The organism is Allorhodopirellula solitaria (genome assembly GCF_007859855.1).
GTDB classification, from domain to species: Bacteria; Planctomycetota; Planctomycetia; order Pirellulales; family Pirellulaceae; genus Rhodopirellula; species Rhodopirellula solitaria.
This window is the reverse complement of sequence record NZ_SJPK01000004.1, coordinates 622,341-636,203: the sequence shown is the minus strand read 5'-3', so window position 1 is coordinate 636,203 and position 13,863 is coordinate 622,341. Positions and strand designations below refer to the sequence as shown.

At 58.6% G+C, this 13,863-nt stretch carries 10 protein-coding genes; 5 read left to right on the top strand and 5 right to left on the bottom strand.

What is annotated here, in order from left to right; genetic code table 11:
- Window positions 1-57 precede the first annotated feature (57 nt).
- The 3 genes from floA to CA85_RS11060 are packed head-to-tail and all read left to right on the top strand — an operon-like array spanning window position 58 to window position 3,042.
- The gene (gene floA, locus CA85_RS11070) at window positions 58-1,137 is read left to right on the top strand and encodes a flotillin-like protein FloA (RefSeq protein WP_315852708.1); all 1,080 of its coding nucleotides are present in this window, start codon (window positions 58-60) and stop codon (window positions 1,135-1,137) included.
- The gene (locus tag CA85_RS11065) at window positions 1,134-2,024 is read left to right on the top strand and encodes an alpha/beta hydrolase family protein (RefSeq protein WP_146391369.1); all 891 of its coding nucleotides are present in this window, start codon (window positions 1,134-1,136) and stop codon (window positions 2,022-2,024) included. Before floA ends, CA85_RS11065 begins: the two co-directional genes overlap by 4 nt.
- A gap of 55 nt (window positions 2,025-2,079) precedes the next feature.
- Complete coding sequence (locus CA85_RS11060; RefSeq protein WP_146391368.1) at window positions 2,080-3,042, top strand: alpha/beta hydrolase; 963 nt, start codon at window positions 2,080-2,082, stop codon at window positions 3,040-3,042.
- A gap of 23 nt (window positions 3,043-3,065) precedes the next feature.
- Here the strand turns inward: CA85_RS11060 and CA85_RS11055 are convergent, their stop codons facing one another.
- The 3 genes from CA85_RS11055 to CA85_RS11045 all read right to left on the bottom strand — a co-directional run bounded on the left by CA85_RS11055 (window position 3,066) and on the right by CA85_RS11045 (window position 6,380).
- Entirely contained in the window at window positions 3,066-3,812 is a 747-nt protein-coding gene (locus CA85_RS11055; protein ID WP_146391469.1) for a 3-keto-disaccharide hydrolase, read from the bottom strand.
- Window positions 3,813-3,966: 154 nt separating this feature from the next.
- Complete coding sequence (locus CA85_RS11050) at window positions 3,967-4,398, bottom strand: hypothetical protein (RefSeq protein WP_186774871.1); 432 nt, start codon at window positions 4,396-4,398, stop codon at window positions 3,967-3,969.
- On the bottom strand, window positions 4,395-6,380 hold the full coding sequence (locus tag CA85_RS11045) for a cytochrome c3 family protein (protein WP_146391367.1): 1,986 nt from the start codon (window positions 6,378-6,380) through the stop codon (window positions 4,395-4,397). Before CA85_RS11045 ends, CA85_RS11050 begins: the two co-directional genes overlap by 4 nt.
- Before the next feature lie 335 nt (window positions 6,381-6,715).
- On the opposite strand from CA85_RS11045, the gene nhaA reads away from it, so the two are divergent.
- Window positions 6,716-8,011 carry a Na+/H+ antiporter NhaA gene (gene nhaA, locus CA85_RS11040; RefSeq protein WP_146391468.1) on the top strand — a complete coding sequence of 432 codons (1,296 nt, stop codon included), beginning with the start codon at window positions 6,716-6,718 and terminating at the stop codon, window positions 8,009-8,011.
- 81 nt (window positions 8,012-8,092) lie between these two features.
- Here the strand turns inward: nhaA and CA85_RS11035 are convergent, their stop codons facing one another.
- Together CA85_RS11035 and CA85_RS11030 are read right to left on the bottom strand one after the other, a co-directional pair.
- The gene (locus CA85_RS11035; protein WP_146391366.1) at window positions 8,093-9,529 is read right to left on the bottom strand and encodes a DUF1501 domain-containing protein; all 1,437 of its coding nucleotides are present in this window, start codon (window positions 9,527-9,529) and stop codon (window positions 8,093-8,095) included.
- Between the two features lie 49 nt (window positions 9,530-9,578).
- A complete protein-coding gene (locus tag CA85_RS11030; RefSeq protein ID WP_146391365.1) occupies window positions 9,579-12,758 on the bottom strand; it encodes a DUF1553 domain-containing protein in 3,180 nt (1,059 codons plus the stop codon).
- Between the two features lie 111 nt (window positions 12,759-12,869).
- Between CA85_RS11030 and CA85_RS11025 the strand changes: the two genes are divergently transcribed.
- Entirely contained in the window at window positions 12,870-13,604 is a 735-nt protein-coding gene (locus tag CA85_RS11025) for an AraC family transcriptional regulator (protein WP_146391364.1), read from the top strand.
- Window positions 13,605-13,863 lie beyond the last annotated feature (259 nt).

The following is a 13,863-nucleotide window of genomic DNA, read 5'->3' as shown; positions in this document are numbered from 1 at the left end:
CCCGCACCGCGTTCGGCCCCAAACCGCTACGTATCCTAACCTGGCTGTTCGATATCCATGATCCTGACAACTGAACTGTTTTCTGACTGGCCCACGATCTCATCCTGGGGACAGGCGCTGATCGCACAGCCCAGCCTCTTGGCACAGCAGGCAAAGCCAGGCACGTTCTATGCGATTGCCTTCACGGTCGGGATCCTCGTCGCGATTGCAGTCGCGGTGGTTTTGGGTTTCTTCCTGTTGCAGTACGGCAAACTGTGGTTCCAGGCTTACATGTCCGACGCGGACGTGAAGCTGGTGAATCTGATCCGCATGCACTTCACGAAGGTCAATCCCAACGTGATCGTGCACGCCAAGGTGATGGCAGCGCAGGCCAAGTTGAACATCAGCCGAGTCGATGGAATCAGCACCCATCGGCTGGAGGCCCACTATCTCGCTGGTGGGAATGTGATGAACGTGATCCACGCAATCATCGCGGCTCACCGCGCCCGCATCCCGTTGGATTTTGACCAAGCCGCTGCGATCGATTTGGCAGGCCGTGACGTGCTCGATGCTGTACAAACAAGCGTCTATCCCAAGGTGATCGATTGTCCGGACCCGAAACGCAGTGGCAAAACCACACTCAGCGCCATCACCAAAAATGGTATCGAGCTGCGTGTGCGAGCTCGCGTTACCGTGCGAACGAATATCGAACAATTGATTGGTGGGGCCACTGAAGACACGATTATCGCCCGGGTGGGTGAGGCGATCATCAGTTCGATCGGTTCGGCCGCGTCGCACTTTGACGTTCTCGAAAATCCCGACATGATCACGCGTGTTGTGCTCTCGCGGGCGCTCGACGCCCAAACGGCGTTCGAGATCGTTTCCATCGACATCGCGGATATCGATGTGGGTGAAAACATTGGTGCTCGCTTGCAGAGCGACCAGGCCGAAGCGGATACCCGGGTGGCACGCGCCAAAGCGGAGCGGCGGCGGGCCGAAGCGATCGCCGAGGAGCAACAGATGAAGGCCCGTGTCTCAGAAAATCGCTCGCGGCTTGTACTCGCCGAGGCCGAAGTTCCCAAAGCGATGGCGGCGGCTTTTGAAGCCGGACGGATTGGCACGCCCGACTCCAAATTGCCATCGGATGGCTCAGCGTGAGTGGAAGGGACGCCAACCACATCGGCGGCTTTCAACGCCGCTCCAATCGAGTTCGCTTCGAGGGTGGCAATGGATTCGCCCTCGCCGGAATTGTCGATCGCCCTACGCCGGTAGACGAACAGGGCTCCGAGCCCGCACCGCTGCCCTATCCCGTGGCGGTCTTCAGCCATTGTTTTACCTGCAATAAAGACCTCAAGGCGATCACCCGGATTTCTCGCGGCTTGGCCGAACGTGGGATCACGGTCCTACGGTTTGACATGACTGGTCTCGGTGGCAGTGAGGGCGACTTCTCCCAAACAAACTTCTCCACCAATCTCGCCGATCTCGCTGCCGCGATTCGCTTCGCAGACGAGTCACTCGGGCCGGTCAGCGCGTTGATCGGACACAGCTTCGGTGGGGCCGCTTCACTCGCAACAGCCGCCGGGATGCCGATTCCATCAGGCATATCACTCCCCGAGGAACTCCGCCTCCAACTCAAAGCCGTCATCAGCATCGCGGCCCCGAGCGACACCAAGCATCTCGCCGATCTGTTGGAGCGGATGAACCCCGAGATCGAGAGCCAGGGGCGGGGGGACGTCGTGATCGGTGGAATGACGTGGACCATCTGCCGCGAAATGCTGGCTGATTTCCGCAGCCATTCGCTGGCTGATCACCTCAATCGGATCCGCTCTCAGGTGCTCGCCTTTCATTCCCCTGTCGATCAAACACTCGGCTACGACCACGCCCTACGAATTTCCGGCTTGATCGAAGATGAGAAGGGTTTACCGGGCTGCAGCTTGATTACGCTCAGCGGTGCCGATCACCTGTTGATCAAAAATCCCGCCGACGCGGAGTTGATCACCCAGATGAGCGCCGCGTTTCTGCATCGTTACGCCACAGACCGCTGACGGCGAGAGCTGCCGAGGTGGGGCGTGAGACAATCTCTTCAGAAAGGAATCGAACATGGAAAATGAAGCTGATCCGACCCCCGGTCCGATCCAGCCTACCCGGCCGCGACCACCCGCGCTTCGTCGGCGAGGCCTGCGTTTGCTGGTTCTCATCCTGATTGGATACGCGGCGATCTGCGTGACCTTGGTATACATGGAAACACGACTGGTCTTTCCCGGAGCGTTTCTCGAGGCAGCGCCACAGGCGACGGCCGATCGGTACTCATCGGAACAGCCGATCCAGGATTCCGTCACGACACTCGCCTATGAGGCTGTGGACGGCAGCGAACTGCTCGGTCGCATTCTCGTTCGCAAGAATCCGGATCGTGTGATTTTGTTTTTGCACGGCAATGAAATCCGGGCGACCGAATTGGATGGATGGACAGAGCAACTCTCTCACGTCGCCAACGCGACCGTGCTGACCGCGGAATACCGCGGATTCCAGCCTGACGGGTTCACGCCGACGGAAGCCAGCGTGATCGACGATGCCCTGTCGTCGGTCCGCGCTCTGTCCAAGGTGACCGATGTGGCACCTGAGGAGATTACGATCTACGGTCGATCGCTCGGCGGAGGGATCGCCGCTGGCCTCGTGGAGGCGATGGACGCTCCACCCCAGTCCCTAATCCTCGACCGGACCTTTGACAGTGCCATGGAGATTGGCGCGGAGCAGTACTTTTGGCTGCCGGTGCGGTGGCTAATGAGCAACCCTTTCAACAGCAGCATCCGATTACGAGGTTTTTCGGGAAACGTGGTCTCCGTCCATGGTACCCCCGACCAGATCGTCCCGATGAAAAACGGCCGCGCCCTCTTTGATTCATTGACCACTCCCCACAAGACATGGATCGAAGTACCTGGGCTATACCACAACGATTCGATGTCCACGCAGACGCTCCGGCAAGAATTCGAAGCGCTGCGTGCGCTAGAGGCAGCGAGGTCGACGACGGCTGAAGAGCCCAGCGGCGCGGCTCCCGTCCTTTGACGTTGCCGCGCATCGGTCCATGCTTAAGGCAGTTCGCGAATTCGTAGCTTACGGAATTGGATCGGTGACCCTTCACTTTCCAGGCATAGGTAGCCTTGAGCCGGATCGATGTCGGTGCCGCCGGAGACTTCTTCACCATTAACCCACAACCGGACCTCGCCGTTGATGGCTCGGACGTAGTACTGGTTCCAGTTCCCGTGCCCCTTGGCGAGGTGTTTCCGAGGGAAGCTGCGACTGCCGTTGGGCGACAGCGGGGGGAAGGGAGTCATTTGGACTCGTACGGCGAAGACATCGCCGTTGGTTCCAAACCAATCTGTTTTCTGGCCACGCGAGGCGACCATGTCAGTGTACCCATGATCCAAAATTTGAACTTCAATACCCGCAGGCAATCCTGGCTCTCCACTCTCGGTTAGCTTTTCGATCGATTCGGGGGTGGTCCAGACGAAAACTCCTGAATTTCCCGCCGCTCGCTCATGCATCCACTCGACGACCAGTTCAAAGTTCTTGACTGGTTCCCGGGTCCGCAGGACGCTGACCGGACGCCCCGTGCAGTGCAGCACCCCGTCCTTCCACGACCACGTATCGGGAGCGCTATTGACGGCCGCAAAATCCGATTCCGTCAGAGAACGCCAACCGGGCCCCGTGTCATCGACCGCGGCACGAACGGCGGAGCTTGCCGGCTGCGTGGTCGGGGCGGCATCCTCCTCGGCGGCGGAAACCGATTGAAAACCTGCGGCAATCGCGAGCAGAAGTAAGGATGGAACAGTCATTCGCATGGGCTTGTCGTCCGTCATTCAAGGTAGGAAAGCGTGTGATGGCAATCATTCTATCCGACCGGAGGAGACGCCGAGCGTTGCAAACACGCTCGAGCGGGCGGCGGATGCAAAATTATAGCAGCACGGCTGTGACGAAAGCTGCTCGGCGTTACGCGTTGTCGTTGGGGACACGGCGGGGGGTACCGCGTTTGATGGCATAGAGCCAACCGAGCGAAAAGATGACGGCGGCGGCAGCCATTGCGTAGCCCGCACTACCGTGGAGACCGATCAGCTCATGCAGGGTTTCGGTTCCCGCCATGGGCAGCATGGAAAGGAACATGGTCACCGTGGTGAGGAAACCGGTCAGGAGCAAGGTCCAGTATCCCACACGCGTGAGTACCACACGCTTGGCTGGGTCACTCATCGGCCACAGCCAGGCGATCGCGAACAGAGGCAACACGGCAACGAATGCTCCGCTGGCAAGCATATGGGCCATCAGGGTGTTGCCGTGCAGCGGATGGGGGCCGAGTGAAGTGACCAACAGGGCGGCCACAAGCACCAGCAGCGCCCAACCTAACAAAATTCGGATGACTCTTTTCATGATCCTTTCTCCGCTTCGATGCCATGGTGGCGGGTCAACTTGGTCGCGACCGACGCAAGTCCGATCAGCAGGATAGCCAATACCACAGCGAGCGACACAGCGACGAGAACCTTGAAGCTCGATCGCCCGGCAAACAATTCGTTCCATCTCGCCCGCTCAAACGCGTCCAGTCCTTGCAAGCTAGCCATCGTGACCGGTTCGGCTTGCAGCGGAGCCGGCCCCAGTGGAGTGACCGTCGAGGCGAAAATCGGAGCGTCGCTGGAATGGCATTCAACACAGCCATCGACGCCCAGGGACCAACCAGCGGGGCGTACATTGTGGGCGATTGGCCATGCCACCATCTTCGCCTCATCAAAATCGTCTTCGAGCACCTCCAGCGATTCGTTGCCGCTCTCGTCGGTGTCCCGGGCGTAGACCTTTCCTGATGACACGTACACAGCTTGATCCGCGCCCGTTTCCTCCTCGATCGCAGCGAGCGCCTCGGCGACCTTCTCGTTGAACTTTTCCGGATCGCTGGCGAGTTCCTCTTTCAGATTCTTGCGAACTCGCAGCGGTCGACGCGTCCAGGTGTAAACGTCGTCGGGGTTCAGCGGCGTGATGGCACCCTCTTCACGAATCCCCCAAAACGCGGGCCAGGTCACCTTGTGCGGATAGATCTTCCCGTCGTCGAGTTTGGCGTAAACGGGACCGAGAATTTGCGGAGGTTCGTCACCAGCCCGTCGCTCTTTCGCCCCCAAAGCGTGGGCGAGCGAGGTCATCAGGCGAGTCGCCTCCTCTCGCGGGACGGGACCTGAGTGGCAGGCGGTGCAAGCGAGTCGTTCAAAGTGCACCGGCGGCAATCCCGCATGAACCGGCTTGGGCGATCCGAGTCGTCCCGCCCGCCGGGTGAGTTCATGAGACATTGGGTCGTCATCGGCAGCGGAGGATTCGTCACCGAGATGACAACCGCGGCAGGACAGCGTGCCGATCGAAAAATCATCCGCGTGCGTCTGGCCCGAGAAACCTCGCACGATGTCGTGATCGATCCCGTTCCGGTGGCAATCAACACATTGCATGCCCGCACGCAGGTGTACGTCGTCGTCATGAATCCACCGGGGCTCGATCCCCTCCTCGTTGACCTGCACCGTACTATGGCATTGGTAGCAGGCATTGTTTTCGGGTTCGCGGACGAGATCGAAGAATACCTTCCCGTCGGGTGAGAATCGGGACGCATCGTAGCTGACCTGAGGCACTGCAGCTTGCGTTTTCTCATCTTCGGGATCGGAACCCTCTCGGATTCGAGACACCCGCCCATCGACGGTGGCGAGATGCAACGCGGCGGTCGGCGCCCAGGCAAAATTTTCGTCTTCGATCTGATGACGACGCGACTCGAAGTCGTATTGGCTCGAGGTCGCATGGCAGGCCATGCAGTCAATCTCGAGCGAACCCGTCAACGCCCAGCGGGGCGAGAGGGCGTCTGCGGTTGCATCGCTCTCGGTCGTTTCGTTGTCAGCCGCAGTCTTCTTCTTTTCGGTGGACTGGTCGGCGGTGCCGAACCCGCCTCCCGGGAATCGTGCGCCGAACTTCATGGTCATCTGCCACGGCGTCAGTCCAACCTCGCGCGGATCGAACATGCTCTTTCGCGATTCGGGTTGCTCGCGATAGGACATCGGAAGCTGTGTGCCGGTCCGGGAATCCGTCCAGATCCAAGGTTCGCTGGGGCGTCCCTGCTGACTCTCGAGTGCAAAGGCATTGAAATGCCAACCATGAGAGATGGACTCGTCGTCATGACATCGCCCACAGGTATTCTGAGGCGAGTAAGGCAGGGTGGAGTCTTTCGTGATCTTTCGATTCGATGTGTCGTAGAGATCGATCCAGTGATCGTAGCCCGAGTCCGAATCGCTACTAGCGTACCGTCCCGCCTCCGCCGCACTCGCATCGTGGGGCAGCATGATTCCCACTGCGCCGATGCAGATGAGAATACGAGCAACCGAATCAATCATCGAGCTTTCTCCACGTGACAGCTATGGCGACCTTGGTAGTGTGCGGCACCGAATGGGCAGGTACCTCGCCAGCCTTCGACGTTCCAGCATGACGAGCATCGTCGAATCCTCAAACGAGACGCTGACTATGTGATCGCACGGGTACCATAATACAAGCCCGCCTTAGCGTGTCGATCCCCGGCCTCACTTGGGCTCACTGACTTTCCCACGCTGACATCGACTTGACAGGTCCGGTGATCACAGATCAGCCTGGATTCGATTTGCCCGATCCGCATGACAAACATGGAACGAATCCTTTGGATAATCCACTCCCTGACCAACCCATCGATAAATGGTTGCGGCCTTTCGTCCGATATTTGCAGTTCCAAACGACCAGCGGATTCATGCTGGTTCTCTGTGCCGCAATTGCGTTGATCGCAGCCAATTCGGCTTGGTCGGAGTCTTACCTCGCGTTCTGGGAAACCGAGGTCACGCTCGGTTTCGGCGACCTGATCTTTCGTCACAGCCTTCATCATGTCATCAACGACGGCGTGATGGTGATTTTTTTCTTCGTCATCGGTCTGGAGGTCAAACGCGAGCTGGTCCATGGGGCGCTGTCGAATCTCAAACAGGCATCACTACCGATCGCCGCCGCGATGGGAGGCATGTTGGTTCCCGCCGGGTTGTATCTATCCCTGCAATACGGCGAACCCGGAATGCGGGGTTGGGGGATCCCGATGGCCACCGATATTGCCTTCGTGGTCGGCTGTTTAGCGATCCTCGGTCCCCGAGTCCCACATCGCCTGCGGATTCTGCTGCTCTCTCTGGCGATCGTCGATGATATCGGTGCGATCGTGGTGATCGCACTTGGGTACACCGAGTCACTCGATGCCCAATACCTCCTGATGGCGGCGATCGCAATTGCTCTCGTTCACATGATGTCGCGATTGGGTGTGCGCCGGTTCCCTCCCTACATTGCCGTCGGCGCGATCGCCTGGATCGCCCTCCATGAATCCGGCGTTCATGCGACCCTCATCGGCGTGATCCTCGGCCTCATGACCCCAGACAAATCGGTCTTGGTTCCAGAGCGATTCCGCGACTACTTGCACGTTCGAGAAGAAGACTTTGGCGATCGACGCTGGGCCGAACGCAGCCACCGCGCCGAGATCGTCCAAGAGGTCCAGCGTTTGACGCGTGAGACTGTTTCGCCCTTAGAATATCTCGAGATGACACTACACCCATGGGCAGCCTATGTAATCATGCCGCTCTTCGCGCTCGCCAATGCCGGGGTACCCATTGAACCGCAAAACATCGGTGACCCCGTCGCAATCGCAGTCATGCTGGGACTCGTCGTGGGCAAACCGGTCGGAATTGCCCTCTTTAGCTGGATCGCAATTCGCATCGGATTGGCCGAACTGCCTCAGGGTGTTAGCTGGCCGGTTCTCCTATCGGGGAGCTGTCTGGCCGGTATCGGGTTTACCATGGCACTGTTCATCGATGGTCTCGCCTTCGGTGCCTACGGACTCACAACGGCCAAAACCGGTGTTATCGTCGGATCGGCAGTCAGCGCTGTGGTCGGGATGGGGCTGTTGCTCTGGACGCTGCCCAAACAAAAGCCAGCCAGTTCCGCGCCGCCACCGCCAAACCTCTAAAATCCAACACGCTGGAGTTACCCATGACAAATCCGGTTGGACCGAGAACAGCCGGTGGTCAGCGTAGTTTCGCGTCGCTGACTATGAGAGAATATCCTGGAGCGGGTGACCGTGAACGTCAGTCAGACGAAAACGGCGGCCTTGGTACTTGAAGGTGAGACGTTCGTGGTCGATTCCCATCAGGTGCAGAATCGTCGCGTTGAAGTCGTGAACATGCACACCATCGCGGACGATATTGTAACCAAACTCATCCGTTTCCCCGTAAGTGACGCCTGGCTTGATTCCACCGCCAGCCATCCAAGTTGTAAAACAGCGAGGATGATGGTCTCGCCCGTAGTTGTCGCTCGTCAACACGCCTTGAGTGTAGGAGGTGCGGCCGAACTCGCCGCCCCAGATGACGAGCGTATCGTCGAGCAGACCGAGTCGTTTGAGATCCTTCACCAAGGCAGCTGAGGCCTGGTCGGTTTCTTTAGCTTGCCCTTTGATTTGCTTTGGCAGGTTGGAGTGCTGGTCCCAGCCTTGGTGGTAGAGCTGAATGAAACGCACGTCCCGCTGCGCCAATCGCCGGGCCAGCAAACAGTTTGCCGCAAACGTGCCCGGTGTTTTCGAGTCTTGTCCGTACAACTCGAAAGTGGATTCTGGCTCGTCCGAAAAGTCTGCCGCATCGGGGACTGAGGTTTGCATCCGATATGCCATTTCGCACTGCACTATTCGCGATTCAATCTCTGGATCGAGTTCTTTGGCGAACTGGTGCTGGTTGAGGCTATTGATCGCGTCGAAATGCGCCCGGCGACGCGACGACGGGATGCCTTCCGGATTGGAGAGATACAATACGGGGTCGCGGCCGCCACGAAACTGAACGCCTTGATACTTCGAATCGAGAAACCCGTTACCCCATAACCTTGCGTAAAGCGGTTGGCCACCCTGGCCAGCCGAAACCAACACGATGAATGCGGGTAGGTCCGCGTTCTCGCTCCCCAGCCCATACGATAGCCATGAGCCCAACGAGGGGCGTCCCGCAATTTGCGAGCCGGTCTGGAACATCGTGATCGCGGGGTCGTGATTGATCGCTTCGGTGTGCATGGACTTGATAAAGCAGACATCGTCAACGATGTCACGATGGTGCGGCAGCAGTTCGCTCAGCCATGCTCCCGATTCGCCGTGCTGCGCAAATTTGAAAGCCGAACCAGCCAACGGAAGAGACGATTGGTTGACCGACATTCCGGTCAGTCGTTGCTCGCCGCGGACCGCGGGCGGAATCTCCTTGCCATTCATTTGATTCAACAGCGGCTTGTAGTCAAACAAGTCCTGCTGGGCCGGACCACCGGATTGAAACAAGTAGATAATCCGCTTTGCCTTTGGCGCAAAGTGCGTACCGTGAGGCAGCCCGCTGGTCGCCGCCTGGGCCGATCCCCCGCTATCGTGACCAAGCAGGCTGGCAAGTGCAGCGGCGCCCACGCCAGTTGAGCTGGACCGGAAAAAGTGTCGGCGATTGAATGTGAAAGATGATGGGTTCATGGAGAGGCTTTGCAAAAACGCGGTCGAGGATCTGGGATGTGGAAAACGGCTAGCGCTTCCAGATCGTGGCATCAAGATTCAGGATGGACTGGCAGACGTTGGTGAGCGCGGCAACCTTGGCGCTGTCGACGTCTGGGCTCGTCACCGCCTCGCCGAGTGCCAGCAAGTTCTCTGCTGCCTCCGGATGAGTGGCGTAATAGGCCTCTTCTTCAGCGAGCAGATCGCCAAGGATCTGTTGCTCCCGCTGGTCGGGTGAGCGACCGGTGAGTCGCAGAAATGCAGTTTCGAGTCGGTCGCTCTTGGGCATCTCGACAAGTTCTGCTGCGAGCACCCGCGACGCTTCGATAAATTGCACGTCGTTGAGTAACACCAGCGCCTGCAACGGCGTATTCGTCCGCGAACGCTCTACCGTGCAGACTTCTCGCGTCGTTGTGTCGAATGCCATCATGTTGGGCAACGGAGCGGTTCGTTTCCAAACCGAATACAGCGACCGTCGATACAAGGCCTTGCCGACGGATTGCTGATACGGAGGCGACATGCCATTGGACTCTTTCCACAAATCCTCACCCGGCTGATAGGGCGAGACCGGCGGTCCGCCCGATTTTGGATTCAGTAACCCCGACGCAGCGAGTGCCAGATCGCGGATCTGTTCGGCGCCCAAACGGTGAGCCGGACCGCGGGAGAGCCACTGGTTCGTCGGATCGAACGCGAGCCGCTCAGGCGTTGCCGATGAGTCCTGTCGATAGGTCGAGGAAAGCACAATCGCCTTGCACAATCGTTTGACGTCCCAACCGTTGTGGACAAAATCTCGGGCCAGCCAATCGAGCAACTCAGGGTGTGTTGGCAAATCGCCTTGTGAGCCGAAATTCTCCGGGGTGCGGACCAACGGCGTTGTGAAGAAGCTCCCCCAGAAGCGGTTGACGGCAACCCGCGCGGTCAACGGATGCTGCGGGTCGGTCACCCAACGCGCGAGGCCAAGGCGATCGCGCGGAGCACCCTCGGGCATGGCGACTGAAAGCCCCGAAAGTGTTCGGCGGTCAACGAGCGTGTCATTGTTCTTCGGCGCATCATACTCCCCTCTCGCTAGAACGTGAGCGAGCCTCGGGGTGTCGCTTTCTTTCATGATCGGGAGCTCATCCATCACTTCTTCGGCCATCACGAACTCCTTGCGGGCCTCGGTCAGCTTGGACATTGCAGCACGCGTCTTTTCGTCGATCGCCGAAGCATAATAGCGGAAGCTTGGTTTGCCTCCGGCGGACGGTTGTTGCCCGAAAGCCAGGGTCGTCAGCTCGACGGCTGTCAACGCGCGGTCATACACACGGACATCGTCGATTAGGCCGCCAGCCAAACCTCGAGCACGAAACCGCTGTCCCACCACAAACTCGCCGCCATGATCAACCTTCACGTTGCATCTCTTCTTCAATTCATCGCGAACGACTTTCGTCTCCAACTCCTCACCGCTGAGAAAGAGCTTCAGCCCTGCCGCTCGGGATGAGCCATCGTAAGTCGCACTCACTTGATGCCACTGGTCCACCGGAATCCGCTGAGTCGCGCGCACACTGATCGCGTTGCCCGGCCAAACCCGAGCCATGCGAGATTCAAGGTGTCCGTCCTCGATGGTCAAATCCCAACCGTTGTATCCGCAGTCCGTGCCGCGGGTGTGATGGGCGATCAAACTACGCTGCGGTGACCGCCTCGTTTCTCGAAAGGTCACGACGACCGACATCGGTAGCCAACGGTCAAACGGTTCGATCCCCTGCGTAGTGATCCCGCGTTCCCCGTCGAGCTGAAGTGCCTGCCGGCTTGGCAAGGCAACATCACCGCGTGAATCCGCGGCAAGAGAAGGATCCAAACGCTCAATCGGGTTGTTTTCGACGGGCAACAATCTGGGCATTTGTGCCCAACTGCGATCGGATTGGGAGGGATGGTAAACATCCTTCATCGAGTTATCGAAATCCTCGTCCAATGCTAACGCGAGTCGCAGATCAGGGATGGTGAGATTGTTGTCCGGCTTCGGTGCCCATTCCTGGTAACGGTTTCGAGCTCCCGCAAGGGCGCCTTTGTATTCACGTTCGGATTCTGCCAACTTGGTCTTGGCATCCTGCAACGCCGTCGCCTGCTCGGGCGTCGGCAGTAGTATCGAAGGGCACGGCACCTTCTCCGTCCGATCGTACACACCGCTTTCGTCGATCGAATTGAAGAAAGCCGATAGCGAGTAGTAGTCTCGCATCGGAATCGGGTCGTATTTGTGATCGTGACACCGACAACACTCCATCGTCAGCCCAAGCACAGCGGTCCCAAATGTGTGCACGCGATCGGCCACATTTTCCAGGCGCCACTCCTCGAACACCGCCCCACCCTCATTGTTCAAACGATGGATCCGATTGAATGCTGTTGCGACCAGTTGTTCGCGCGTCGGGTTTTCCATCAGGTCGCCGGCAAGCTGCCAGGTTAAGAACTGGTCGTATGACAGGTTGTTGTTGAAGGCGTCGACGACCCAGTCGCGGTACGGCCACTGGGTATTGAGCTTGTCGGATTGATAGCCATAAGAGTCGGCGTAACGAGCGGCATCGAGCCACGCGACGGCCATCTGCTCTCCAAACGCCGTGGAACCCAACAGCCTGTCGACGACATCAACATAAGCTTGTTGATGATCGGTCTGCAGCGACTGCTCGAATGCGCGGATCTGTTCGAGCGTAGGAGGCAATCCGGTCAGGTCGATCGTGACGCGGCGCAGCCAACGAAGAGGGTCTGCATCGCTGCTCGGTGATAGTCCATGCTGCTTCATCTTCGATAGCACGAATCGGTCGAGCGTCTCTCGCGGCCAATCCGAATCTTCAGGATCTGGCACATCGACCGCCAGGGGCAGTTTCTCAAAGGCCCAGTGCCCAGCGTACGGCGCCCCTTCGTCGATCCACTGCTCCAGGAGCTGTTTTTCCTGCTCCGTCAGTGGCACTTTCGCCCGGGGAGGCGGCATGATCATGTCGGGATCATCACTGCGGATGCGGTCCACCAACTCACCCGCCTCGATGATGTCGATCGCCTCCTCGCGGATGTCGAAGCGAAGTCCCGCCTCCCGGTTCTCGTCGTCCGGTCCGTGACAGAAATAGCACTTGTCCGATAGGATCGGACGAATGTCTCGATTGAAGTCGATGTCGCCTGCGGACAGTCCGGCTGCGGTGCACGGTATCGCCAGGAGGAGTAAGATTCCAGTGAAAGTATGTCTCATGATTTGGAACTGAGAGTACAAGCAGATTGAGATGTTGGAGCTTCGCTGATTCTGCCCAAACGCGACGGGCTTGTCTTGCACGAGGGAATCTTTCTCGTGTAAAATTCCGGCATGAAAAATACCGACTTGCGTGAGAGGTTTCTTGGCAGCTTGGGGCCTGACAGCCAAGCATTCTTGCTGTTTGACTTCCTTCCTGGCCTGTCGTTCTTCGTCAAGGACCGCCAAGGGCGTTTCATCGCGTTGAACCGGCGGGGCTGCGAGTACTGTGGTGTCGCTTCGGAAGAAGAGGCGATCGGACGAACAGACTACGACTTTTTCCCCAAGTCACGAGCCGATGAATACAGGGCCGACGATGCGGCCATCATGGAATCGGGCCAGCCGATTGTGGACCGGGTGGAGAGTGCTCCCGAAGATGCAGGGTCACCACGTCTCGTGATGACCAGCAAAATACCTCTGCGGGATAAACGAAATCGGGTGATCGGGGTCGCCGGTTTTTCACGCCAGATTGAACGGATCCAGACACCGTCGGGGACAGTCGATGCGTTCGCCAACGTCATTACGCACCTCCATGAAAACTTCGCCGACAGGCTTTCGACCGACGAGCTTGCCGAGATGGCGGGGCTGTCGGTCAGCCATTTCGAGCGACGTTTCCGTCGAGCGTTCAGTGCTTCGCCCAGACAGTATCTGGTGCGCATTCGCGTTGAACACGCCGCGCGAATGCTAAGGGAAACGGACAAGACGGTTTCCGAGATCGCGCACGAGTGCGGTTTCTACGACCACGCACACTTCAGTCGCAGTTTCCGGAAGATCATGCAGCTCTCACCAAGCGAATATCGCTGCCGATAGACCGGCGGCCTCGACAGGGAGAGAGGTGCCCCGACGCCAATCGATTTTCCAACAGTACCGAGCAAGCAAAGCCCACCGGTCACGTGTCCAGCCAGCCAGTCCAGAATCATTGTGTCGGCGGATTCTCCAAGAGAACCTCAGTAAACGCCTGGCCTGCTTGTGCGTAAAACTTGGCACTACCGTCGACATGCACGAATCCGCCACGGCCGGTGGCTCACTCTCGGAGACTGAGTGCTTCCGGCACGAGCGTCTTGGCCGT

Coding starts and splice junctions, on each gene's coding strand:
- CA85_RS11035 (WP_146391366.1), bottom strand. CDS start 9,529: ATGAACCCATCATCTTTCACATTCAATCGCCGACACTTTTTCCGGTCC.
- CA85_RS11055 (WP_146391469.1), bottom strand. CDS start 3,812: ATGACTGTTCCATCCTTACTTCTGCTCGCGATTGCCGCAGGTTTTCAA.
- CA85_RS11030 (WP_146391365.1), bottom strand. CDS start 12,758: ATGAGACATACTTTCACTGGAATCTTACTCCTCCTGGCGATACCGTGC.
- CA85_RS11050 (WP_186774871.1), bottom strand. CDS start 4,398: ATGAAAAGAGTCATCCGAATTTTGTTAGGTTGGGCGCTGCTGGTGCTT.
- CA85_RS11060 (WP_146391368.1), top strand. CDS start 2,080: ATGGAAAATGAAGCTGATCCGACCCCCGGTCCGATCCAGCCTACCCGG.
- CA85_RS11025 (WP_146391364.1), top strand. CDS start 12,870: ATGAAAAATACCGACTTGCGTGAGAGGTTTCTTGGCAGCTTGGGGCCT.
- CA85_RS11045 (WP_146391367.1), bottom strand. CDS start 6,380: ATGATTGATTCGGTTGCTCGTATTCTCATCTGCATCGGCGCAGTGGGA.
- floA (WP_315852708.1), top strand. CDS start 58: ATGATCCTGACAACTGAACTGTTTTCTGACTGGCCCACGATCTCATCC.